The sequence below is a fragment of the Pseudomonas sp. NBRC 111123 genome (genome assembly GCF_001320205.1).
GTDB lineage: Bacteria > Pseudomonadota > Gammaproteobacteria > Pseudomonadales > Pseudomonadaceae > Aquipseudomonas > Aquipseudomonas putida_J.
Genome location: NZ_BCAZ01000022.1, coordinates 25,615 through 49,189 on the forward strand (window position 1 = coordinate 25,615; position 23,575 = coordinate 49,189).

General features: G+C 62.8%; 22 protein-coding genes, 1 tRNA gene and 1 pseudogene. 13 read left to right on the top strand and 11 right to left on the bottom strand.

Going from position 1 to position 23,575, the window contains the following annotated elements; translation table 11 throughout:
• The first annotated feature begins 99 nt into the window (after window positions 1-99).
• Entirely contained in the window at window positions 100-1,167 is a 1,068-nt protein-coding gene (locus APH27_RS13300) for a phosphotransferase family protein (protein ID WP_060485049.1), read from the top strand.
• A 23-nt stretch (window positions 1,168-1,190) separates the two neighbouring features.
• A complete protein-coding gene (locus tag APH27_RS13305) occupies window positions 1,191-1,958 on the top strand; it encodes an SDR family oxidoreductase (RefSeq protein WP_027920551.1) in 768 nt (255 codons plus the stop codon).
• Window positions 1,959-2,059: 101 nt separating this feature from the next.
• Here the strand turns inward: APH27_RS13305 and APH27_RS13310 are convergent, their stop codons facing one another.
• Window positions 2,060-2,410: a hypothetical protein gene (locus tag APH27_RS13310; protein WP_027920552.1), complete on the bottom strand. Its 351-nt coding sequence runs from the start codon at window positions 2,408-2,410 to the stop codon at window positions 2,060-2,062.
• A 101-nt stretch (window positions 2,411-2,511) separates the two neighbouring features.
• Between APH27_RS13310 and APH27_RS13315 the strand changes: the two genes are divergently transcribed.
• From APH27_RS13315 to APH27_RS13335, 5 genes are all read left to right on the top strand, one after another.
• Window positions 2,512-2,805 (top strand): RcnB family protein, encoded by a 294-nt coding sequence (locus APH27_RS13315; RefSeq protein ID WP_027920553.1) that lies wholly within the window; start codon window positions 2,512-2,514, stop codon window positions 2,803-2,805.
• 160 nt (window positions 2,806-2,965) lie between these two features.
• Window positions 2,966-3,148, top strand: coding sequence for a hypothetical protein (locus tag APH27_RS13320; RefSeq protein WP_027920554.1), 183 nt, complete (start codon window positions 2,966-2,968; stop codon window positions 3,146-3,148).
• Window positions 3,149-3,222: 74 nt separating this feature from the next.
• On the top strand, window positions 3,223-3,615 hold the full coding sequence (locus tag APH27_RS13325) for a glycine zipper domain-containing protein (protein ID WP_027920555.1): 393 nt from the start codon (window positions 3,223-3,225) through the stop codon (window positions 3,613-3,615).
• Window positions 3,616-3,768: 153 nt separating this feature from the next.
• The gene (locus tag APH27_RS13330; protein ID WP_060485050.1) at window positions 3,769-5,598 is read left to right on the top strand and encodes an SLC13 family permease; all 1,830 of its coding nucleotides are present in this window, start codon (window positions 3,769-3,771) and stop codon (window positions 5,596-5,598) included.
• Between the two features lie 138 nt (window positions 5,599-5,736).
• Complete coding sequence (locus APH27_RS13335) at window positions 5,737-7,161, top strand: GGDEF domain-containing protein (RefSeq protein WP_060485051.1); 1,425 nt, start codon at window positions 5,737-5,739, stop codon at window positions 7,159-7,161.
• 2 nt (window positions 7,162-7,163) lie between these two features.
• On the opposite strand, the gene APH27_RS13340 is transcribed toward APH27_RS13335, so the two are convergent.
• Window positions 7,164-7,925, bottom strand: coding sequence for a TSUP family transporter (locus APH27_RS13340; RefSeq protein WP_060485052.1), 762 nt, complete (start codon window positions 7,923-7,925; stop codon window positions 7,164-7,166).
• Window positions 7,926-8,024: 99 nt separating this feature from the next.
• Here APH27_RS13340 and APH27_RS13345 point away from each other — a divergent pair, with 99 nt between their 5' ends.
• Entirely contained in the window at window positions 8,025-8,945 is a 921-nt protein-coding gene (locus tag APH27_RS13345; protein WP_060485053.1) for a LysR family transcriptional regulator, read from the top strand.
• Between the two features lie 116 nt (window positions 8,946-9,061).
• Here the strand turns inward: APH27_RS13345 and APH27_RS13350 are convergent, their stop codons facing one another.
• Window positions 9,062-9,256: a hypothetical protein gene (locus APH27_RS13350; protein WP_027920560.1), complete on the bottom strand. Its 195-nt coding sequence runs from the start codon at window positions 9,254-9,256 to the stop codon at window positions 9,062-9,064.
• A 555-nt stretch (window positions 9,257-9,811) separates the two neighbouring features.
• On the opposite strand from APH27_RS13350, the gene APH27_RS13355 reads away from it, so the two are divergent.
• Complete coding sequence (locus APH27_RS13355) at window positions 9,812-11,725, top strand: tyrosine-protein phosphatase (RefSeq protein ID WP_060485054.1); 1,914 nt, start codon at window positions 9,812-9,814, stop codon at window positions 11,723-11,725.
• A 28-nt stretch (window positions 11,726-11,753) separates the two neighbouring features.
• On the opposite strand, the gene APH27_RS13360 is transcribed toward APH27_RS13355, so the two are convergent.
• Both APH27_RS13360 and APH27_RS13365 read right to left on the bottom strand, forming a co-directional pair.
• Window positions 11,754-12,728, bottom strand: a complete 975-nt coding sequence (locus APH27_RS13360; RefSeq protein ID WP_177331669.1) for an AraC family transcriptional regulator — start codon at window positions 12,726-12,728, stop codon at window positions 11,754-11,756.
• A 75-nt stretch (window positions 12,729-12,803) separates the two neighbouring features.
• Complete coding sequence (locus APH27_RS13365; protein ID WP_082435114.1) at window positions 12,804-13,136, bottom strand: fluoride efflux transporter CrcB; 333 nt, start codon at window positions 13,134-13,136, stop codon at window positions 12,804-12,806.
• A gap of 106 nt (window positions 13,137-13,242) precedes the next feature.
• Here APH27_RS13365 and APH27_RS27140 point away from each other — a divergent pair.
• A pseudogene (locus tag APH27_RS27140) lies at window positions 13,243-13,653 on the top strand (MFS transporter); the annotation flags it as partial.
• A 16-nt stretch (window positions 13,654-13,669) separates the two neighbouring features.
• On the opposite strand, the gene APH27_RS13375 reads toward APH27_RS27140, so the two are convergent.
• Both APH27_RS13375 and APH27_RS13380 read right to left on the bottom strand, forming a co-directional pair.
• Window positions 13,670-14,386 carry a glycosyltransferase family 25 protein gene (locus tag APH27_RS13375; protein ID WP_027920563.1) on the bottom strand — a complete coding sequence of 239 codons (717 nt, stop codon included), beginning with the start codon at window positions 14,384-14,386 and terminating at the stop codon, window positions 13,670-13,672.
• 58 nt (window positions 14,387-14,444) lie between these two features.
• Window positions 14,445-15,815 carry an oligosaccharide flippase family protein gene (locus tag APH27_RS13380; protein ID WP_060485056.1) on the bottom strand — a complete coding sequence of 457 codons (1,371 nt, stop codon included), beginning with the start codon at window positions 15,813-15,815 and terminating at the stop codon, window positions 14,445-14,447.
• A gap of 314 nt (window positions 15,816-16,129) precedes the next feature.
• Here APH27_RS13380 and APH27_RS13385 point away from each other — a divergent pair, with 314 nt between their 5' ends.
• From APH27_RS13385 to APH27_RS13395, 3 genes are read left to right on the top strand one after another with little or no spacing between them, the layout of a single operon-like run.
• Complete coding sequence (locus tag APH27_RS13385; RefSeq protein WP_060485057.1) at window positions 16,130-17,629, top strand: sensor domain-containing diguanylate cyclase; 1,500 nt, start codon at window positions 16,130-16,132, stop codon at window positions 17,627-17,629.
• 50 nt (window positions 17,630-17,679) lie between these two features.
• A complete protein-coding gene (locus tag APH27_RS13390; RefSeq protein WP_081784342.1) occupies window positions 17,680-18,918 on the top strand; it encodes an MFS transporter in 1,239 nt (412 codons plus the stop codon).
• Window positions 18,919-18,925: 7 nt separating this feature from the next.
• Window positions 18,926-20,185, top strand: coding sequence for an arsenic transporter (locus tag APH27_RS13395; RefSeq protein ID WP_060485058.1), 1,260 nt, complete (start codon window positions 18,926-18,928; stop codon window positions 20,183-20,185).
• Window positions 20,186-20,355: 170 nt separating this feature from the next.
• On the opposite strand, the gene APH27_RS13400 is transcribed toward APH27_RS13395, so the two are convergent.
• From APH27_RS13400 to uvrY, 4 genes are all read right to left on the bottom strand, one after another.
• Window positions 20,356-20,431, bottom strand: a tRNA-Gly gene (locus APH27_RS13400).
• 63 nt (window positions 20,432-20,494) lie between these two features.
• Window positions 20,495-21,055 carry a CDP-diacylglycerol--glycerol-3-phosphate 3-phosphatidyltransferase gene (pgsA, locus tag APH27_RS13405; protein ID WP_027920568.1) on the bottom strand — a complete coding sequence of 187 codons (561 nt, stop codon included), beginning with the start codon at window positions 21,053-21,055 and terminating at the stop codon, window positions 20,495-20,497.
• Between the two features lie 33 nt (window positions 21,056-21,088).
• On the bottom strand, window positions 21,089-22,912 hold the full coding sequence (gene uvrC, locus APH27_RS13410) for an excinuclease ABC subunit UvrC (protein WP_060485059.1): 1,824 nt from the start codon (window positions 22,910-22,912) through the stop codon (window positions 21,089-21,091).
• Window positions 22,913-22,918: 6 nt separating this feature from the next.
• A complete protein-coding gene (gene uvrY, locus APH27_RS13415; protein ID WP_027920570.1) occupies window positions 22,919-23,557 on the bottom strand; it encodes a UvrY/SirA/GacA family response regulator transcription factor in 639 nt (212 codons plus the stop codon).
• Window positions 23,558-23,575: the final 18 nt, after the last annotated feature.

Below are 23,575 nucleotides of genomic sequence, written 5' to 3' on the forward strand. Positions count from 1 at the left end.
GCAACACCCTCACCTATATGGCACTTGGCACGCTTGTTCCACAGCGGCGTGGCCATTAGATTAGCCAATAGTCCTTGCGCCACATAATAAGGAAAACGCATGACGCTTACCGACCAGTCCACCCAGGTACGCCCCGGCGAAGAACTCGACGCGGCCGTCATCGATCCTTACCTGAAGGGCCATATCGCCGGCCTTGATGGCACCCCGAGCATCAGCCAGTTCCCTGGCGGCGCGTCCAACCTCACCTACCTGGTCAGCTACCCGGGCCGCGAGTTCGTGCTGCGCCGCCCACCGTTCGGCCAGAAGGCCAAGTCGGCCCATGACATGGGCCGCGAGTTCCGCATCCTCAACCAGCTCAACAGCGGCTTCCCGTATTGCCCCAAGGCCTACGCCCACTGCACCGACGAGACGCTGATCGGCGGTGAGTTCTACGTGATGGAGCGAGTGAAGGGTGTGATTCTGCGTTCGGACATTCCGCCCGAGCTTGGCCTGGATGCCAGCCGCACCGAAGCCCTGTGCAAAAGCTTCATCGACCGCCTGGTCGAGCTGCATCAGGTGGATTACCGCGCTTGTGGCCTGGCTGACCTGGGCAAGCCAGAAGGTTATGTGCAGCGGCAGATCGAGGGCTGGACCAGCCGCTACGAGAAAGCCCTGACTCCGGATGCCCCCCGCTGGGAGGACGTGATCGCCTGGCTGCGCGAGAAGATGCCGACCGACCACCCGCGCCCGGGTATCGTGCACAACGACTACCGCTTCGACAACGTGATCCTCGATGCCGACAACCCCATGCGCATCATCGGCGTGCTCGACTGGGAGATGGCCACCATCGGCGACCCGCTGATGGACCTTGGCAACAGCCTGGCCTATTGGATTGAGGCGAGCGACCCGGCGCCCGTGCAGCTGATGCGCCGCCAGCCGAGCAACGCCCCGGGCATGCTCACGCGCCGCCAGTTCGTCGACTACTACGCCGAGCGCGCTGGCATCCGCCTGGACAACTTCGATTACTACTATTGCTATGGACTGTTCCGCCTGGCCGGTATCGTCCAGCAGATCTACTTCCGCTACTACCACGGCCAGACCCAGGACAAACGCTTCGCCCAGTTCATTCACATGAACCGGTTGCTGGAGCAAATGAGCCTGCAGGTTATCGGCAAGTCCAAGCTCTGACGCCAGACAACAAGGAAAACAGCATGTCCAAGACCCAACTGTTCGACCTCGACGGCAAGATTGCCTTCGTCTCCGGTGCCAGCCGCGGCATCGGTGAAGCCATTGCCCATCTGCTGGCCCAGCAAGGTGCCCACGTGATCGTCTCCAGCCGCAAGCTGGAAGGCTGCCAGCAGGTGGCCGACGCCATCACTGCGGCAGGCGGCAAGGCCACGCCAGTAGCCTGCCATATCGGTGAGATGGAGCAGATCCAGCAGGTGTTTGCCGGTATCCGTGAACAGTTCGGGCGCCTGGACATCCTGGTCAACAACGCAGCCACCAACCCACAGTTCTGCAACGTGCTCGACACCGACCTGAGTGCCTTCCAGAAGACCGTCGACGTGAACATTCGCGGCTACTTCTTCATGTCGGTGGAAGCCGGCAAGCTGATGCGCGAAAACGGTGGCGGCAGCATCATCAACGTGGCCTCGATCAACGGCGTTTCGCCGGGCCTGTTCCAGGGCATCTATTCGGTGACCAAGGCTGCGGTGATCAACATGACCAAGGTGTTCGCAAAAGAGTGTGCGCAGTTCGGCATTCGCTGCAATGCCTTGCTGCCAGGCCTGACCGATACCAAGTTCGCCTCGGCGCTGGTGAAGAACGACGCCATCCTCAATGCCGCGCTGCAGCAGATCCCGCTCAAGCGGGTGGCCGACCCCAAGGAAATGGCCGGTGCCGTGCTGTATCTGGCCAGCGACGCTTCCAGCTACACCACCGGTACCGCGCTGAATGTCGACGGTGGTTTCCTGTCCTGATCAGAGCTTGAGGGCCCTTTCGCGGGTGAACCCGCTCCCACAGGTTCTGTGTGGTTTTGTGGGAGCGGGTTTACCCGCGAAGAGGCCGGTAGCAAAAGACATTACAGGCAGGTCGCCGCTGCTGCCCGGCGCTGCAAGGCCATGCCGTCATTCTTCTGCGCGTAGTAATCCACCCGCGTTCCGCCCGCCTGCGGATAGACATCGACGAACGACTCCGCCTCGCGGGTGTAAACAGTCAACCCGCCCTGCTTGCGCGGCTGCAGATAGCCACTGGCATCGTCGCCGAACACATCCTCCTTCTGCCAGCTGAACTGGATGCACTGGGCCACCTGTTCCGGCGCCTTGCGCGAATCGAGCTGGGCCGTCGGCTTGCCACCGCGCGCCGCATCCATGGTCGCGCTCGCGCAACCGACCAACACCAGCGCCGCAGCCATCGGCAGAATTGCTCGCATGTTCCATCCTCGGGGCAAAAAGAAAGCGACTCTAGCATTGCGAATGAATTGTCCCAAGCGGGCCGCTGTCGCAGATAGGGAATGCAACCAAGGAGAGCCCCATGCAAGCCAGACACCTGTTACCTGCACTGCTGATTGCCAGCCTGCCCGCGCTGAGCTTCGCTGCCCCCTCGGCAGAAGAGAGCATCAAGGCGCCCGAAACCCACAACCGTGAACTCAAGGTCGGCGACAAGGCCCCCGACCAGTACAAACGCGATGACCAGGCCATCAGCGACTGGAAAGCCAAGGGGCTGCCCGCCCCGGAAAAGGAAAGCCACTGGGTGCGCATGGGTGAGCATTATGTGCTGATCCAGATCACCAATGGCGTGGTGCTGGCGATCCATCCCGTGTCCTGAAGCCACCCGTCGTTGGGCCTGAGCCGATCCACTCCCGCCGTGCAAGCATGCCACTCATCGCTCGCACGGCATTTTTTTGCCCGCCGGGGAAACCAAATGGATCAATCCCAGTCTGAGTGAGTGCCCCGTAAACCTATGCGGATCAAGGACCTATATACAGATGACCCGCTTTGCTAGCTTTTCGCTGATCGCCGCCTTCCTGCTTTTGTCGGGCTGCTATCACGACCACTACCGTGATGACGGTGGCTGGCGCGATGACGACCGCGGCCACCGTCACCACCACCGACATGATCGCGACGATGACGACGACCGCCAATGGCGCGGTGACCGTTACGACCGCTGACGCGTCTCCCCTACCCTGACCCGCCGCCCGACCGTGCGGCAACTTAACCTGATGATTCCTTTGAGGTTCAAATCATGCGTCTGACTCTGCCTTCCATTGCCCTCGGCCTGCTGCTGTGCCAGGGCGCTTTCGCCGGTGACGGTACTGCCGCCATTGGCGGTGGCCTGGGTGGTGTGCTGGGCAACGTGGTTGGCCAGCAACTCGGCGGCCGCACTGGCGCGGCCATCGGCGCCGGTGTCGGCGGCGCAGCCGGTAGTGCGGTAGGCGCGAAGAAAGGCAACCGTACCGAAGCTGCCATCGGCGGTGGCCTGGGCTCAGCTGGTGGTTCGCTGCTGGGCGGCGCAGTAGGTGGCAAGACCGGCTCCACCGTCGGTGCCGGCCTGGGCGGTGCAGCCGGTGGTGCCCTGGGCAACCACCTCGGCGACAACGGTGGCAGCAAGAAGCACCGCCATCACCGCCATCACTGAGTAATGACAGTAAATAGGGCCGCATCTTGCGGCCCTTTTCTTTTGTGCCAGGGTGCAAACACTGCAGCACATCAACACCACCTTCACCGCAAGCTGCCACACTGACTGCTACTGTCTTCCGTGCCCCTTTGAGTGAAGGAACACCCCCGCCCCATGAACCAGGAACTGCTCTGGGTCCTCGGCCTGCTGGCTGTCGTCGTCGTCCTCTTCGTCATCAACCGCCCGCGCATGGACGTGGTCGCCTTGCTGGTCATTCTCGCCCTGCCGCTGTCGGGCATCCTTACCGTGGAACAGGCCCTGGCCGGTTTCAGCGACCCCAACGTGGTGCTGATTGCCGCGTTGTTCGTGATCGGCGAAGGCCTGGTGCGCACCGGCATTGCCTACCGCATTGGTGAATGGATGAGCGAACGGGCCGGCAACAGCGAGGCCCGCCTGCTGGTGCTGCTGATGGTTTCGGTGGCCGGGCTGGGTTCGGTGATGAGCTCGACCGGCGTGGTGGCGATCTTCATCCCCGTGGTGCTGAGCATTGCCGCACGCCTGAAGCTTTCGCCCAGCCGGCTGATGATGCCGCTGAGCTTCGCCGGCCTGATCAGCGGCATGCTCAGCCTGGTAGCCACGCCACCCAACGTGGTGGTGCACAGTGAACTGGTACGCCATGGCGCGCCCGGCTTCAGCTTCTTCAGTTTCACCCCGTTCGGCCTGGTGGTGCTGGTACTGGGCATCGGTTACATGCTGCTGACCCGCCACTGGCTCAATGGCGAAGTGCGCAAGGACGGCCGTGTGGAAAGCCGCCGCACGCTGCTCGACCTGGTGCTCGATTACAAGCTCAATGGCCGCGAACGGCGCCTGCGCATTCGCCCGCACTCGCCACTGATCGGCCATACCCTGGGCGAACTGGAGCTGCGCACAAAGCACGGCGCCAACGTGATCGGCATCGAACGCCAGCACAAGTTCACCACCCGGGTGATTGCCGCAGACTCGAACACCGTGCTGCACCAGGGTGATGTGCTGCTGCTCGACCTGTTCGCCAACCGCGACGACCTGCGCACCCTCTGCCAGACCATGCAGCTGGAGCCGTTGCACTTCAAGGCGGCCTACTTCATCGATCAGTCTCATGAGCTGGGCATGGCCGAAGTATCGCTGCCGCCGGGCTCGCAACTGATCGGCAAGAGCATTCTGGAGTTGGCCTTTCGCACCCGCTACGACCTCAACGTGGTCGGCCTGCGCCGCGAACAGGCGGCCATCGACGAGCAACTGGTTGAAGAGAAGCTGCGCCTGGGCGATACGCTGCTGGTGGTCGGCCCGTGGAAAGCCGTGCGCCAGCTGCAAAGCCAACCCAAGGACTTTCTGGTGCTGAGCCTGCCGGCCGAAATCGACCAGGTTGCGCCAGCCCGCACCCGCGCGCCGTATGCCCTTGTGAGCTTGGCGGTGATGGTCGGGCTGATGGTCAGCGGCGCCGTGCCCAATGTCATCGCCGCGCTGATCGGCTGCCTGCTGATGGGCGCCGGGCGCTGCATCGACATGAACAGCGCCTACCGGGCCATTCACTGGCAGAGCCTGGTACTGATCGTCGGCATGCTGCCATTCGCCCAGGCGCTGCAGAAAACCGGCGGCATCGACCTGGCCGTGGGCGGGCTGGTCAGCCTGCTGGGCGGCGCCGGGCCGCTGGCCATGCTGGCCTGCCTGTTCACAGTAACGGCTGTCATCGGCCTGTTCATTTCCAACACCGCCACCGCCGTGCTGATGGCGCCGGTAGCAATCAGCACGGCAACGCAACTGGGCCTGTCGCCCTACCCGTTCGCCATGACCGTGGCGCTGGCGGCATCGGCGGCGTTCATGACGCCAGTCTCGTCACCGGTCAACACCCTGGTACTTGGCCCTGGCCAGTACCGTTTTGGCGACTTCGTCAAGATCGGTGTGCCCTTCACTGTACTGGTGATGCTGGTGACCCTACTGATGGTGCCGTGGTTCTTCGGCCTGTAAGCAATCTGGCAAGGAATAGAGGCTATTTGCCACCAATTTGCACGATTACGGCAGATTGACATCAAGCACCCCGTGCCAACACACTGACGCGTCAACGCCCCAGGTGCTCATTGCCGTTGTCCTGGATTTCGTTTCCGCTTGTCGGTCGAGCCTATGGTTTTTCCAGCACATTCGCGCTTTTTGCCCTATATCGCCTTGTTCGGCCTGACCCTTGCCCTGACCCTCGGCGGCATCCTGGCTCGGCCTATCGAATCGTTGTCGCTGTTCTGGCCAGTCAATGCGGTGCTGGCCGGCGTACTCTTGCGTTATCCACGCCAGGCCAACCTCATGGGCTTTAGCCTGGTGTGGCTGGCGATGGTCGTAGCCGACCTGGCGTGCGGCAGTGCCTGGGCACCCGCCCTGTGGTTCAACCTGTGCAACCTCGGCGTAGTGGTGACGGTGTGGTGGCTGCTGTCACGCCTGCCCCGCCTGCATCGGCGCATGCGCACTCCGCACGGTGTGCTCAGTGTGTTCGGCGCCTGCGCTGCGGGTGCCGTGGTGGCCGCCAGCATGGCCTGTGCAATGGCCGCTCCGTGGTTCGAAAAGTCGCTGCAGGCCACCTGGCTGGCCTGGTTCAGCGAACAGTTCTCGACCAGCGTGCTGGTGCTGCCGATCCTCCTTACCGCCCCCTCGGCTCGCGCCCTGGTGCGCAGCGGCGCCCAGGCCATCCGCCTGGCTCCCTTGCTGGTGCTGCTGGCTTCCCTGGCGTTCAGCATCGCTTTCGGCGGGCCAGGCGCCATTGCGTTTCCGATTGCCGCACTGCTGTGGTGTGCCTGGACGTACTCGCCGTTCCTGGTGTCCTTGCTGACGCTCACCGCCGGCAGCACGCTGATCGTGGCCGTGGCGCAGAACCTCATGCACTTCAGCGTGCCGCAGAGCGAACCCGGGGTGACCACACTGATGTCGGCACGCCTGGGTATCGCCATGCTGGTCCTCGGGCCACTGGTGGTGGCCTGTGTCAGCCAGGCCAATCGCAGCCTGCTGGCGCGCCTGGCGCACCAGGCCACCATCGACCACCTCACCGGCCTGCTCAGCCGAAGTGCCTTCAGCCGCCGCGCCAATGCCCTGCTCGACAGCCGCCAGCAACACGCCCAAGGGCTGCCGCTGACCCTGATGATGCTCGACATCGATCACTTCAAGTCGATCAACGACCGCCATGGCCATGCGGTAGGTGATCAGGTGTTGCGCCAGTTCGCCCGCACACTGCAGGACCACTTACACGACGAAGAACTGCTCGCCCGGCTGGGCGGCGAGGAATTCGTGTTGGTGCTCCCGGGGCTGGCGCCGGAGCGGGCCGAGTTCACCGCCGAACGCCTGCGCCGTGCCGTGCAGGACCTGCACCTGGCCCAAGGCGATGACCGCCTGCAAATCACGGTCAGCATCGGCGTCGCCGGCTGCGCAGCAGACGAAGCCGCCCCCAGCCTGGACGAACTGCTGGCGCGCGCCGACCAGGCGCTGTACCGGGCCAAGGCACAGGGCCGCAATCGCGTCGAGCAGGCCGAGCCGCAGCGCCAGGTGATCTGACTTCAACCCATCAACAAGTCCCAGGACAGTTTGGCAATCAGTACGCACAGCAGGATCAGGAACAGCCCGCGCACGAACCCAACGCCCTTGCGCACTGCCAGCCAGGTCCCGGTCAAGGCGCCGAGGATGTTGCACGCGGCCATCGGCAAGGCGATGGCGTACAGCACATTGCCCGATGGCACGAAGAACACCAGGGCCGCCAGGTTGGTGGCAATGTTGACGACCTTCGCCGACGCCGAGGCATGCAGGAAATCGAGGGCGAAGAAGCGGATGAACAGGAAGATCAGGAAGCTGCCGGTGCCCGGGCCGAACAAGCCGTCATAGAAACCGATCGCCCCCCCGATCAACACCGCCAGGCACTGCTCCCGGCGGCCGATTTTCGCCGGTTTGTGCAAAGTGCCGAAGTCTTTCTTGCAGAAGGTGTAGATCGCCATCAGCACGATCAGCACCAGCACTGCCGGGCGCATTACGCTGGGAGGCACCAGCGAAACAGTGGCCGCCCCCGCGAACGACATGATGAACGCGCTGACTGCCGCCGGCACGATAAGGCCCCAGTCCAGGGTCACCTTGCGAATGAACGAGCGTGCAGCAAACGCCGTACCGCACACCGAAGCCAGCTTGTTGCTGCCCAGCAACGCTGCCGGTTGCGCCGTGGGCAGTACGTTGAACAGCGCCGGGATCTGAATCAGCCCGCCGCCGCCGACAGCGGCATCGATCAGGCCGGCAGCGAAAGCGAACAGGGAAAGTACGGCGATATCCATCATGGCGCGGTTCCAGGCAGTGAAGACAGACTGCAAGGCTAATCAAAGCGGCGCGCTTGTGTTGAAATGCCATATTGCAACAACTGCAACAAGGAACCCTCCATGGCTTTGAACATGCTGCGCGAAATCCAGGCCTTCGTCAGTGTTGCGCACAAGCGCAGCTTTGTTGCCGCCGCACGCGCCCTGGGCCGCTCACCCAGCGCGGTGACCCGTGCGGTACAAACCCTGGAAGACAACAGCGGGTGCAAGCTGCTTAACCGCAACGCCAACGCCGTGAGCCTCACCGAAGCCGGTGAGCGCCTGCTGCCCCATGCCGAACGCTTGCTGGATGTGCAACGCGACGCAGCCGATGAACTGGCCGCGCTCTCCGGCAGTGCGCAAGGCTGGGTGCGCTTTGCCGCGCCGCAACTGCTCGGCGAGCATGTATTGCCTGGCGTGCTGGCCAGCTTCAGCCAGCGCCACCCACAAGTGACCCTCGACGTGCAGTACAGCGACGCAGCCCTCGACCCCTTGCACGGCAAGCTGGATTTCGTGATACGCGGCGCCTTTCCCCAATCGAGCGAACTGATTGGTTATCCACTGTGGCGCTACCACCGCCATCTTTATGCCAGCCCGGCCTATATCGCCCGAGCCGGCATGCCCGAGCAGCCCGAGCAGCTGGACAGGCACGCCCTGATCCTGCATACCGCCCCGCGCATCCTCAAAGCCTGGCACTTCTGCCGCGACGGTCAGATCACCAGCTTGCGCCCGCATCCACGCCTGCGTCTGGGCTCTGGTGACGCGGTGTATCACAGTACCCTGGCCGGTGCCGGCATCGCACGGCTGGCCGACTGGGTGGCAGAAGCGCAGGTGAAGGCAGGGCGCCTGGTACGGGTGTGCGCAGATTACCGGCTGACCTCAAGCACAGGGCAGGACCCTCAGATGCATGCGGTATACCCCTCCGGCGAGCTACCCGCACGGGTACGCGAACTGCTGCTGGCCTTGCGCCAGGCTGGCGCAGCCGCCTTTGAACGGGCGGGCTGAACGCTGTTCAAATTCTGCTCAATTTAACAGAGCCCGCAAATGGCCTGGCCTCCAGCATTTTATCCACAGACCTACCCACGTTTTTTGTGGACAGATTTCCCTAAGCAATGAAGGACTTATCGCACCGTCAGCAGCGCAACATTCGCCGCCTTGACCAGCTCGATCCATTCCTGCGCGCTGATCACCCCAGACTGCTCCAGAGACTCGGCACAGCGCAGTGCCTGATCGTATTGATCCTCTTCGAGGATGCCTTCGCTGAGATAACGGCTACGCCACTCCAGCATGGCTGAAGTGCCCTTCTTGCATTCCATCTATGTACAGACTCCCAAGGCAAAAGACTGGGATCGCTATGTACGACCCATTATGACGCAGCGGGAGACTACACGAGGCTTTTACACTTGAGAACGACTTGCACCTACCGCTAGTCAGCGGTATGGCCGGGGAGAACTGCCAGAATCAGGCAGGAATCTGGCCCATCTAGCGATGGTAGACGGGCCGGAGGGCGTAAGGAGAGTCAGCTTGGCGGAATGGTGCCGAGCAGGCCGATCAGAACGGTCAACAGCAGAAAGCCACCCAGAAACAGCGCGAGCTTGCCCATCGGAACCTCTTCAATGTGATAGCAGGGACGAAGAGCATTGTCGGCTTGAGGCTGATACGGTTACAGATTCAGGTTCGAGGAAAAAAAGCGGATCAGATGAGGCAGCGCCCCTCCCTTGACTGCCCCTGGCAGCAGTTCGCCAGAGACAGAATGCGCGCCCGACAGACGGAAAACGCAGCCATTTGCGCCGCACGGCAAGTTGTAACATTCAGTTACATCTTCCCGCCCCACAGTAGCCAGCCCAACGCATCCGATCGAGGCTACTTCCGTGTTGCAACGTCTGTTCTGTTCCGTGTCCCTGCTTACCCTGGCCATTTCCGCTGCGCATGCCGCCGACACACTCGGCACGCCGCGCCTGGCCGGCATGGACAATTTCCGCGACATCGCCGGCACCACCAGCGCTTACACCACCAGCCATGATGGCGTCATGCGCGCCGGGGTGTTCTACCGCTCCAATGCCCTGACCCCGTCAGCAGCCGACCTCACCGTCCTCAACGGCCTGGGTATCAGCGATGTCTACGACCTGCGCACCCCCAGCGAAATCGCCAGCACACCCGACACCCTGCCGGCCGGCGCCCGCTACACCAACATCGACATCATCGGTAGCACCCCCTCCGGCTCGAACATCACCAACATCTCGTTCACCAGCGCTGCCCAGGCGCGGGCCATGATGCAGGAAACCAACCGCGCCTTCGTCAGCGATGCCGGCATGCGCGGGCAGTTCAGCGTGCTGTTCAACGAACTGGCCAGCGCTGACGGCGCAGCGCTGTTCCATTGCACCGCCGGCAAGGACCGCACCGGCTGGACTGCCGCGGTGCTGCTGAGCATCGCCGGGGTCGACGACGCGACCATCATGAGCAACTACTTGGCCACCAACGACTACACCGCCGCCCGTGTCGCAGCGACGCTGGCGGCCATGCCGGCGAGCATGGCCGAGGTCTACGCGCCGCTGCTCGGGGTCGAAGCCAGCTACCTGCAAGCAGGCCTGGATGAAGTCACTGCCGCCTACGGCAGCATGGATAACTACCTGAAACAGGGCCTGGGGCTGTCGCAAGAAACCATCTACGTGCTACGCGGCAAGATGGTGCGCTACGCCACCCTGCCCGGCGAAGCCGGCCTGCTGGGCAACGCCGCTGCCGGTGCACAGCTACTGCGCCAGTTGCAGGACACCTCGCTGTCGGGCAGCTATAGCGCCTACAACTACTACCTGCAGTCGGCCATCGACGCCGGTACGCTGGGCGGTGTCGAGTCGACCGTGGGTGGGCAGGTGCATGCCGACGCCGCCAGCTACCTGCTGCGCCAAGGGGCGATGATCGACCGTGCGGCCGCGCCCTTTGCCGATGGCAGCGACCTCAAGGTCGGCCAGGCGCGTCTGTGGAGCACCGCACTGGCCGGCTACCTGGGCACCGATGGATCGTCCCACACCGCCAGCAGCAACGAGCACAGCCAAGGCCTGATGGTCGGGCTGACCCAGCGGTTCTCCGAACAGCTCAGCGCCCATGCCGGTTTCGGCTACAGCAACGGTAAGGTCGGCGGTGCCGGTGGCGAGGCGGACACCGACCTGACCTTCCTCAGCCTGGGTGCGCGCTTTGCGCCGAATGGCCTGGAACAAGGTTTGTTCATCGATGCCGATGCCAGCGCCGGTTGGCTCGACTATTCGAGCAAACGCGAACTCGGTGGCGGCCTGGGCACGGCCAAGGGCGACAGCCACGGTACCCTGGCAGGAGGCAGCCTGGCACTGGGTTATCGCCTGCCCACCGGCGCCCTCGTGCTGGAGCCGAGCCTGGGGCTGCGGGTCAGCCGCGTGGACCTCAACGGTTTCACCGAGAAAGGCAGCGAACTGGCGTTGCAGGTAGATGACCTGAAAGAAACCCGACGCGCCGCCGTGGCCAACCTCAAGGCCTCCTTCGCGCCGGTGGCCATGGGCAGCTGGCAGCTAGTGCCGGGGGTCGAAGTGGGTTACGAGCATGCCCTGGGTGATCATCAGGTCGACAGCGAAGGTCACTTGCTGGGGCTGGATATCAAACAGCGCGCGGCCTTCGACAACCGCGACCAGTTCATTGGCGGCGTGAACCTGATGGCCAACCTCGGGGCACTGAGCGTCGGGGGCGAGGTGGCAGCCATGGGCGGGGGCGACAGCCATGGTGTCAGTGGCAGCCTGAAGGCCAGCTACGCATTCTGAAGATTTCAGGGGCTGCACAGCGGCCCCACTATCGGCGATCTCGCCGCATATCTGCGGGATTGAGCCCGAATGCCAACTTGAAATACTGGGCAAATCGCCCGGCATTGCTGAAACCATGGCGCAAGGCAACCTCTGCCACAGACCCTCCCTCCCCGCGCGCCAGTACTTCGCGCGCCTGCTCCAACCGCACCTGCCGCTGATAGCCAACGATCGACGTCCCGGCAAAACGCCGGAAGCCATCCTGCAACGCCCGCAGGCTGACATTGGCCAGCCCCGCCAACTCGCTGACACTGACCTGGCTGGCGGGGTGCTCGCGCAGATAAGCCATGGCCACCTTCACATGGCGCGGTGCAATTGCCGGTGCCGGGTTGTGCAGCGCCTCGCTGTAGTTGTGCGGCCAGGTTTCGAGCAGCGCGTCGACCAGCATCTCCTGCAAGCGCACAGGCATCAGCAGACCGGTGCTGATCAGCTGGTCGAACTCGGTACCGGTTGCCAGTTCGAGCAAGGCCCGGATCCCCTGAAACGCCGGATGGCTCAGGTCTACCTGCGGCGCAAAGCGAATCGGCGCTGGCAATGGCTGTTCAAGCAAGGTCGAAAGGCGCTCGGTAAACGCCCCGCGGCGGATCGACATGCCGCACTGGGCGTGACCCTCGGTGATGCGCACCGAGCGGATGTCGAGCTTGTCCACCGCCAGGCCGACCTGGGCACCGCCGATCGACTCGCCGCGGTGGTCGAAGATGATCTTGCCCGCAGTGGGCAGCACAAAGGTGATTTCGTCCTGCGGCGCCGGCAGTACGATGGTGAAGTCGCCCTGATACTGCATGCGCCGCACACTCATGCCGTCGAAGCGGCCATAGACACCACCGATGGCGATGCCCTCGACCAGCGGCGGCATGTCGGCATACAGGTTGCCGTACAGTTGCGTGAACAAAGCAGCGAACTCGTCGCTGCGCATGTCGCAGGAGCGCAGCATGAACTGCTTGCGGGTCGTGCCGGAATACACCGTGTCGCACACCTTGTGCCACGAAAGGGGACCGGAACACTATCAGCCACGCATGACGGGCGCATGACACCTGCCTCAGCCCAGCCAGCGCACCAAGGCAAAACCGGCGAAGGTCATCAGCAACGAACCCAGCACATGGGCCGAAACCGGGGCGGCCGCCCAGCTGTAGCGGCCATGCATGAGCATCGACAGCACTTCGGCGGAAAAGGTCGAGAAAGTGGTCAGCCCACCGCAGAAACCCGTGGTGATCAGCAGGCGCCAGGCCGGGTCGAGGTTAGGCCAGCGCATGAAGAAGGCCATGGCCGCGCCAAAGACGAAGCCGCCGATCAGGTTGCCATCGAGTTCGAATGCCCACTTGTGGTACGGGCACACCAGCTTGGCGACCTTGCCGCTGGCGTGTTCACACACCTTGGCGCCGCGCGGTCATGAGCGATCTGGGCATCCCGATCAGGCCCGACACGCCACCGACTGACATCCGCCTTGCCGACCTTGACCTCATGATCATCTGTGGCCCACCCGCCTGATCAACACCCTCGGCCGACGCAACCTGCTGCTGTACAGCTTCGGCGTGTCCGGCCTGGCGCTGCTCTGCCTTGGGCATTCAACAATGGCGCGGGGATCTGGGGCTGCTGTTCTTCGCCATCTACGCCCTGTTCATCGGCGGTGCCCAGGGCTGACACTGATCTATCCGTACGAAATCTTCCCGACCGAGATCCGCGCATTCGCGGTGGGTGTGGGCACTTCGGTGTCACGCATTGGCGCAGCGGTAGGGACTTACCTGGTGCCGATCTCGCTGGGTACCCTCGGCATCGCTCAGACGATGTAGGTGGCCGCAGGCATCACCTTCTTCGGTTTGCTGCTGTCGTGGATGCTGGCGCCGGAGACACGGTCACTGAACCTTCAACAGGCTGCGGCGCTGAGCTGAAAGCGCGGTGTGAGTGTTATCGGGTTCGCCTGAGTTTCTCTGCTTTCAAGCGCCGATAAAGGGCCATTAACGGCCGCAGCATGGCCAGCCGGTCAAAGATCGACAGCGCATGCAGGTCGGTACGCGAAGGCCTTTGGTAACCCAGGTTCCAGGTGAAGTAGTAGGCCTGGATGTTCTTGTCGGTATGGATGAGCGTATTGAGGGCCGCATCATAGTGCATCGGCCCGCCGTCCGGGTGCCCGGGCGGGCGCTGCAGAATCTGCGCGAGAAAGTCCCGCAGCTTGCCCACGCTCTTGCCATTCACCGCATAGAAGTGCGCCAGGTGTATGGGGCGGTCGACCGGCGTCCAACGCGGGGTGTCCGAGTTGCCTTCACACGAATGCCCAAGGTAGGCAATGTCCCAATCCAGGCTTTGCAGGGCCTCGATGGCCTTTTTGCCATATGGGCCAATGCGCCTGGAAAACTGGATGTCGTCTTCCATGATCAGAATGTTTTTCACATTCAGGCGCATGGCTTCTTCCAGTATGTGCAGGTGGCTCATGAAGCAGCCTCGCACGCCTGCACTGGGGAAGCCCTCCTGTACCGTGGGCGTCACCGCTGGGAAAAAGCCGATCTTCTCATCATCGATCTGGAAGCCGTTACGTGCGAATTCGGCTTCGGTCTCTACGCGGCGGTCCGTTCTGGACGGGATATTGATGATTCTCGTTCGATCAAAGTAGTCGATCACATTCATCTTTCAGGTCCTTGGTACAGCCGATCAGAACAACGGGGGTTGCAGATGCACAGGCTGCTCAGGCGAACAGTTGGCTGATGAACTGGCCACACAGGGCGCCGAACACCATGACCGGCAGTACCATCAGCTCGCGCTTGATACTCAGCATGCCCAGCTGGTGGCTGGTCTTGAAGATCAGGAACAGCGTGAAGAAGGTATGCAGGGCCACGCCCCAGAGCGCGTAGGTCACTCCGCCAATGGCCAGCAGCAACGGCATCAAGGTGAACAGCGCAACCACCCGGATGATATTGTCCATGGCCATGTATTTGGTCAGCCCCAGGGCCATCCATATCTGTTGAGTCAGGCCATAGCGCAAGGTGAACAGCGACAACGACAGAATCGCCATCATCTGCCCGGCGTCCTGATACCGTGCGTCATAAAGCCAATGGATGATCAGCGGGCTGGCGGTGAACAGGAAGCCACAGGTAAACAGGGTCAGCACATCGAACATCAGCCTGAAGCGGAAATACAGGCGGCGCAGGCGCTCCATGTCGCCACTCCTGGCCGCCTCGCTGAAGGCCGGCAACGCCACTGCCCCGGCCAGCCGCTGCAGGCTGAGCTGGAAGGCAGCAAGAATACCCACGGCAATCGAATACACCCCCAGCTGCGCCACTGTCATGCTGCCGCCGAACCAGATACGGTCGCCTTGCATGGCCAACACGCCAACGGCGGAAGACAGGAACACCCAGCGGCCATAGTTGACGATCTCGCGCAGCGCCGCCGGATCCCACTGCGGGCGGTCCCTGTGGCCCGGGAACATCACATGGCTGAGCACCGTGGTGACCAAAGTGCTGACCAGGCCTGCAGCCACCAGGGCCCAGATGGAACGGGTGAGGTAGCCGATCACCAGCATCACTACCAGGCCGGCGATTTGCGAAATGAGCTCGATCAGCACCACTTTCTTCTGCTGGAAGGTACGGATGGCCACGTCGATCTTGGTCGACTGGAAGGCGAAGATGACCGCGAAAAAGCCGGTAATGGCCAGCACCGCGGGTAACTCCGGGGCGGCGTAGGTGGAGTGCGGTGGCCACACTTCGAAGTGCTGGGAAACCCATGAGGCCAGCGCCACCAACTGCATCACGACAAACAGCCCAAGGCCGCGAATGATCTGCAGCGACCAGACGGTATTGAGGAACAGCGGCTCGTCACCGCGCGGGCTTTGAATGATGTTTTGCCGCAGGCCCACGTCGGACAGCAACAGCAGCAACACCGACACCGTGGTGGCAATGGCCATGAGGCCGAACATCTCGGGCAGCAGCAGGCGGGTGATGATCAGGTTGCCACCCAACCGAATGACCTGGGAGGCCACGATGGAGCCGATATTCAACGCCCCGGCCAACAACACACGCTTGCGAAGACTTTGCGAGGACGACAGATCGATCGTAGACATGGCACCCACTGATCCGGTTTTTTTAAGACGTTACTATAGTCGCAATCTGCCACGTTGCTATTGCGCCCGTGTGCGTCAGATGGTTGTTCCAACTGTTTTAATCCGCTTAGCAGGGTGAACAGTGACGTTGAAGAGGCGCTCGCGCACACGATTGCGCCTCACTTTTTGTCAGACATTCCTACCCCGCATAGTGCTATATTGCTAGCATTGAACCAGCCAGTTACCCCCTGACCGCCTGGTTAGCGACTCGCACGGAAGGCCCCCGGCGCACGAACCGCCCGCAAGAGAAACCGGAATCTCCATCAGGTACTGACGTGAAGCGTGACATCCACCTCGTTGTTCTTCTGCTGTTGGTCATTGGTTGTTCGCTTGCATCGCTGACGCTGTGGAAGGTGATGGCCTCCCGCGAGCAAGCGCTGGCAGAGGTCAACATCCATGGCCTGAACCTGACCCAGGCGCTATCCACCTATTCTGAAGGCATCGTGCGGCAGAGCTCACTGCTGTTGCTCGGTCTGGTCGAACGCCTGGAAACCGAGGGCAGCGGGCCTGCGCAGATCGAACGCCTGAGCCAACTGGTCAGCCGTCAGCAGCCCTTGATGCCGCAATTGAGCGGCATCACCATTTATGCCAAGGATGGACGCTGGCTGATGTCGTCCAACCGCCCAATCCCCTTGAACGCCAACAGCAGCGATCGAGCCTACTTCATCCACCACCGCGACGATCCATCCCGGGAGCCCTTTATCGGCCTGCCCATCCGTAGCCGTGCCAACCAGGAATGGGTGATCACCATCAGCCGGCGCTTCAACGACGCCCGCGGCGAGTTCGCCGGCGTCGTGGCCGTGACGCTTGGGGTGGAGAACTTCCTGCGCCTGTTCGGCCAGATCGACGTGGGCCATGACGGCGCCATCGGCCTGTCGTACACCGACGGCGCAATGCTGGTGCGCTACCCGTTTCGGGAGCAGGACATGGGGCGCAACTTCTCGAAGTCGCCCATCTACGCCAAGTACCTGGTCGACCAATCGGTGGGCACCGCCTCGTTCACCTCAAGCCTGGATGGCGTGGAGCGCCTGTATGCGTTTCGCAAGAGTGACAAGCTCCCGCTGGTGACGACGGTCGCGCTAGGCAAACGCGAGGCACTGGCGGCCTGGCAGTTCGAGGCGATGCTGTCGTTGCTGGTGGTTTCCGGGCTGCTCGCGCTGACCGGAGCCATTGGCGGCTTGCTGATTCGCGCCATGCGCCGACGCGTCGCGGTAGAAGGTGAACTCAGAGCGGCGCAACAGCAGTTGCTCGACAGCAATCAGCAGCTCGAACGTCAGGCGATGCACGACGCGCTGACCGGGCTGGCAAACCGGCGCTGCTTCGACGAGGTTCTGGCCGAGGAGATTCAAAGAGCGCGGCGAAACGGGACAACACTGTCATTGCTGATGATTGATATCGATCATTTCAAACGCTACAACGACAGCTACGGGCACCCCGCTGGGGACGCCTGCCTGCAGCAGGTTGCCTACCTGCTCTCGACCTGCATCCGACGCCCTGGCGACCTGCTGGCACGCTATGGGGGTGAGGAAATGGCGATCATTCTGCCCGCCACCAACAGCGACGGTGCAGTCGCCGTCGCGCGCCTGATAATCGAGCGCCTGGCCTTGGAACCTATCGCTCACCAAGACAGTCCTTTCAGACAGGTGACCGCCAGTATTGGCATCGCCAGCGCGGCTGGAACGGCCACTGAAAGCTGGCTATCGCTGCTTGAACGCGCCGACCAGGCGCTGTACACCGCCAAGGAAACAGGCCGCAATCGCCTGCATGTCGACTGAGCGAGGCTTGCGTTGACGTGCTCCACCTCTCTGGCCATCGAGATCCCTGCTTGGACACTTCGCCGCTGAACAGATCACATCAACGTGCACTCGATTGGCTGAACTTCTTTCTCGCCGACGTGCGCGATGGCCTGGGGCCTTATCTGGCGATCTATCTTCTGGCCGTGCACCATTGGCAACCGGCGAGCATCGGCCTGGTGATGACGCTGGCCGGGGTTACCGCACTGCTTGCGCAGACCCTGGTCGGCGCGCTCATCGACACGACACCGGCCAAGCGTGCGATCGTGGTGATCGCCGCGTTGCTGGTGACCGGCAGCTGCCTGTTGCTACCGTTGATCTCGACATTCGGCCTGGTGGCCATCACCCAGAGCATCAGTGCACTTGCAGGCTCAGTGTTCGCCCCGGCGATTGCCGCCATTTCGCTTGGCATCACCGGCCCCAAGGCCTTCACTCAACGCGTTGGGCGCAATGAAACCTTCAATCACGCCGGAAACGCCTGCTCAGCGCTCCTGGCCGGCGGCCTGGCCTACCTGTACGGTCCGGTGGTGGTGTTCTACCTGATGGCCGTCATGACCGTGGCCAGCATCATCGCGGTCAGTCGTATTCCGGCAGCGGCCATCGATCATGAAGTTGCACGCGGCCTGTCCCCTACGCGATCGGGCGAAGTCCACCCGGCCGCGCTTCGCCTGCTGCTGCGCAACCGCACGCTGCTGTTGTTCGCTGTTTGCTGCGCCCTCTTCCACCTGGCGAATGCGGCGATGCTGCCGCTGGTGAGCCAGAAGCTGTCACAAGTCAACCTGAGCCTGGCGACGCCCCTCACCTCCGCCTGTATCATCGCGGCGCAGCTGGTCATGGTACCGATGGCACTCCTGACGGGTGCCAAGGCCGAACAATGGGGGCGCAAGCCATTTCTGCTGGCAGGCTTTCTCATCCTGCCGCTACGCGGCGCGCTCTACGTGGTGTCCGACAACCCATTCTGGCTGGTCAGCGTGCAACTGCTGGACGGCATTGGCGCGGGGATCTTCGGTGCGCTGTTCCCCATCGTGGTCAAGGACCTGACCGAGGGCACCGGGCGCTTCAACGTCAGCCTGGGTGCGCTGACTGCAGTATTTGGCCTGGGCGCCGCGCTGAGCCCAGGGATTGCCGGCCTGGTGGTGCAGGTGGCCGGTTACGATGCCGCGTTCCTGACCCTCGCCGCCATCGCTGCAGCTGCGTTTCTTCTGGTACTGATCGCCTTCCCGGAAACCCAACCCCGCTTGAGCGCCACGCCCTCATCCGCTGGACACTGAACGAACCATGCTTACGTCCCATACCGCGCTGATCATCTGGGCCGTGGCCGCCTTGGCCACCTGCGGCGTCATCCTGCGACCCTGGCGAATACCTGAATACGTCTGGGCCATGGGCGGCGCACTGCTGCTGACCGGGCTGGGACTGATCCCGCTGCGCTCCGCCCTGGCGGCCATTGCCGAAGGTGGCGATGTGTACCTGTTCCTGATCGGTATGATGGTACTGGCCGAACTGGCACGCCAGGAGGGGTTGTTCGACTGGCTGGCCAGGTACGCGGTACGCCATGCACGGGGCTCCGGGCAACGGCTGTTCGACTTGGTGTTCGTGGTGGGCACGCTGGTCACCGTGTTCCTGTCCAACGATGCGACCGCCGTGGTTCTGACCCCGGCGGTGTACGCGGCCTGCCGGGCGGCCAAGGCCGAACCGCTGCCCTATCTGTTCATCTGCGCCTTCATCGCCAATGCCGCCAGCTTCGTGCTGCCGATCTCCAACCCCGCCAACCTGGTCGTATTCGGCAGCCAGATGCCGCCGCTTCTGGACTGGCTCAGGCAGTTCACCTTGCCGTCGCTGGCAGCCATCGGCCTGACCTACCTGGTATTGCGCATCACCCAACGCCAGCAAATTCGTCAGCCCCTGGCCCCGGTCAGCGATCCACAGCCTTTGCCCCACGGCGCCCGCCTGTGCGCCGTGGGCCTTGTACTGACCGGCGCACTGCTGCTGACGGCTTCGGCGCTGGACACGCCACTGGGCCTGCCCACGTTCTGTGCTGGCGTCGCCACCACCGGGCTGATCCACCTGCGCCAGCGATGCAGCCCGATGCCGGTGCTCAGGCATGTGGCCTGGGGCGTGCTGCCACTGGTGGCAGGCCTGTTCGTGCTTGTCGAAGCCGTGGCACAGACAGGGGTCATCGAGCAATTGGCCCATGCCCTGGCCGCTCTGGCCCGGCACTCGCCCACCAAGGCCAGCTGGGCTGCAGGCGCGGGCGTCGCCGTAGCCAGCAACCTGATGAACAATTTGCCGACCGGGCTGATCGCCGGGGCCATGGGGCATCTCGTCGAGCTGCCTGGCCAAACGACGGCGGCGCTGCTGATTGGCGTGGACCTGGGCCCGAACCTGTCGATTACCGGGTCACTGGCAACCCTGTTGTGGCTGGTGGCCATCCGCCGGGAGGGCGAGCACGTCAGTGCATGGCGCTTCCTGCGCCTTGGCATGCTGGTCATGCCGCCTGCGCTGGTGGCAGCGCTGTGGGTGCTGGCACTCTCGGCGTGATTCGGTTGCAGGGTCGCCGATGGAGCCTGGCCGGCCTTTCATCACGCGCGCCCCTGCTCCACTGCAATACAGCATCCGGATCCTGATATTTTCAGCTGAAACGAAAAAAGGCCCCGAAGGGCCTTTTTTCACGACTTGCAGACTTCAAGCGAACTCTGCAGATCTTTATTTGGAGCGGGAAACGAGACTCGAACTCGCGACCCCGACCTTGGCAAGGTCGTGCTCTACCAACTGAGCTATTCCCGCGTCGTGATGGGTGCCATTCTAGCGATATCTGAAACGGCGTCAACCCCTTGATTCAAAAAAGTTTTATTTTTGCTCTGAGCCTTCGCGCAGGTGCGGCCAGGCGGCCAGCAGGTAGTGCACCATCGACCACAAGGTCAGCGCAGCTGCCACCAGCAGCAGGCCGTAGCCCAGCACCACCCAGAAGCTCACCACCGGCGGGTTGGCCAGCAGAATAACCAGCGCCAGCATCTGCGCCGCAGTCTTCCATTTGCCGAGGCTGGATACTGCCACATGCGCCCTCGCCCCCAGTTCGGCCATCCACTCGCGCAGCGCCGACACGACGATCTCGCGGCCGATGATCACCGCTGCCGGCAGGGTCAGCCAGAAGTTGGCGTGTACCTGAACCAGCAGCACCAAGGCCACCGCCACCATCAGCTTGTCGGCTACCGGGTCGAGGAAGGCGCCGAACGGGGTGCTCTGCTGCAGGCGACGCGCCAGGTAGCCGTCCAGCCAGTCAGTGGCGGCCGCGATAGCGAACACCGTGCTGGCGGCCATGTAGCTCCAGTGATAGGGCACATAGAACAGCAGGATGAAGATCGGGATGAGCAGGACGCGTAGAACGGTGAGCAGGTTTGGAATATTCATCGGTACGACTGGCTGCGGGTTGAGCCCGGCATTCTACTCGCTATGCAGGCTGGCATAAATCGACTCGGCAAGCTTTTTACTGATGCCGGGGGCTTTGGCGATCTCATCGATGCTGGCGCGGTTGAGCTCCTGCAGGCCGCCGAAGTGTTTCAGCAAGTCGCGGCGGCGCTTGGGCCCTACCCCGGCAACGTCTTCCAGGCTCGATGTGCGGCGGGCCTTGCCACGCCGGGCACGGTGACCGGTGATGGCAAAACGGTGGGCTTCGTCGCGGATCTGCTGGATCAGGTGCAGCGCCGGGTTGTCGCCCTTGAGGGTGAACTCATGGGCCACGTCGTTGAGATACAGGGTTTCGAAGCCGGCCTTGCGGGTCACGCCCTTGGCCACGCCGAGCAGGGTCAGGTCGGTGAAGGCCAGCTCTTGCATCACTTCGCGGGCCATGTTCAGCTGGCCCTTGCCACCGTCGACCAGCAGCACGTCGGGCAGTTTACCTTCACCGTCCTTAATGCGCCCATAACGGCGGGTCAGGGCCTGATGCATGGCCGCATAGTCGTCGCCTGCGGTGACGCCTTCGATGTTGAAGCGCCGGTAATCCGACTTGATCGGGCCTTCGGGGCCGAACACCACGCAGCTGGCTACCGTGGCTTCGCCGCTGGAGTGGCTGATGTCGTAGCACTCAAGGCGCTGCGGCACTTCATCCAGGCCCAGCACATCGGCCAGGGCCTCGAAGCGTGCGGCCATGTGCTGGCGGTTGGCCAAGCGGGCATTGAGTGCCTGCTCGGCATTGGTCACCGCCAGTTGCTGCCAGCGTGCGCGGGTGCCGCGTACGCGATGGCTGATGGTCAACTCGCGACCGCGCAGGCTCTGCACGGCTTCGGTAATGGCCGCGAAGTCTTCGTGCACCACGTTGACAATCAGTTCGCCGGGCAATTCGCGCTCGGCATTGCCCAAGTAGTACTGCGACAGGAATGCGGCCATGACTTCGGCCACTTCCTCCTCGATGCCCACCTGCGGGAAAAAGTTCTTGCTGCCCAGCACCCGGCCGCCGCGCACGCTGATCAGGTGCACACAGGCACCGCCTGGGTTGACGAAGGCAGCCACCACATCGACGTCGCCGGAGCCACCTTCGATGTACTGCTGGTCCTGAACCCGGCGTAACAAGGCAATCTGGTCGCGCAGTTCGGCGGCCTTTTCGAAATTGAGGGCCATGGCGGCCTTTTCCATGGCTTCGTTGAGTTCGTTGCCCAACTGCTGGCTGCGCCCTTCGAGGAACATCACCGAGTGGCGCACGTCCTCGGCATATTCCTCGGCCGTGACCAGCTGGGTGCACGGGCCTTTGCAGCGCTTGATCTGGTACTGCAGGCACGGGCGGGTGCGATTGGCGAAATAGCTGTCTTCGCACTGGCGCACAGAGAAGGCTTTCTGCAGCAGGCTGAGGCTCTCGCGAATGGCGCCAGCACTGGGGTATGGCCCGAAATAACGCCCCTTGGCTTTCTTTGCCCCACGATGAATCCCAAGGCGAGGGAATTGGCCATCCGACAGGAACACATACGGATAGGACTTATCGTCGCGAAGCAGAATGTTGTACGGCGGGCGCCACTGCTTGATCAGGTTCTGCTCGAGCAGCAGCGCCTCGGTCTCGTTGGCGGTGATGGTGGTTTCAACCTGGGCAATACGCCCCACCAGCGCGGCAGTTTTCGGCGCCAGGCCAGTCTTGCGAAAATAGCTGGCCAAGCGCTTCTTGAGGTTCTTGGCCTTGCCCACATAGAGCAGCCGCGCCTCGGCGTCGAACATCCGGTATACGCCCGGGCGACCACTGCAGGTCGCCAGGAACGCGCTGGCATCAAAGACTTTTGACATGAGGGTTTACAGGCTTGCGTCAACCATACCGTGGCGAACGGCCAGCAAGGTCAGTTCGACGTCGCTGGTGACCGAGAGTTTTTCGAAGATCCGATAGCGGTAAGTATTGACGGTCTTGGGCGACAGGCACAACTTGTCGGAGATGATCTGCACTTTCTGGCAGCCGACGATCATCAGGGCAATCTGGATTTCCCGCTCCGACAGCGCATCGAACGGCGAGCCCTGGGGCTGAAACGACTTCAACGCCAGTTGTTGGGCGATCTGCGGGCTGATGTAGCGTTGGCCGGCAAAGGCCAGGCGAATGGCCTGAACCATTTCGTCCAGCCCCGCGCCCTTGGTCAGGTAACCGGCGGCACCGGCCTGCATCAGGCGGGTGGGGAACGGGTCTTCTTCACATACTGTTACAGCCACCACCTTGATGTCGGGGTGGCTGCGCAACAACTTGCGGGTGGCTTCGAGGCCGCCGATCCCAGGCATCTTCACGTCCATCAGCACGACGTCAGGCTTCAGTTCCCGGGCGAGCTTCAGCGCCGATTCGCCCGAGTCCGCCTCGCCCACCACCTGCAGGCCATCGATATCGGCCAGCATGCGAGTAATACCGGTTCGAACCAGATCGTGATCGTCGACCACTAGGACCCTAATCAAGCAGACACCTCGTCAACA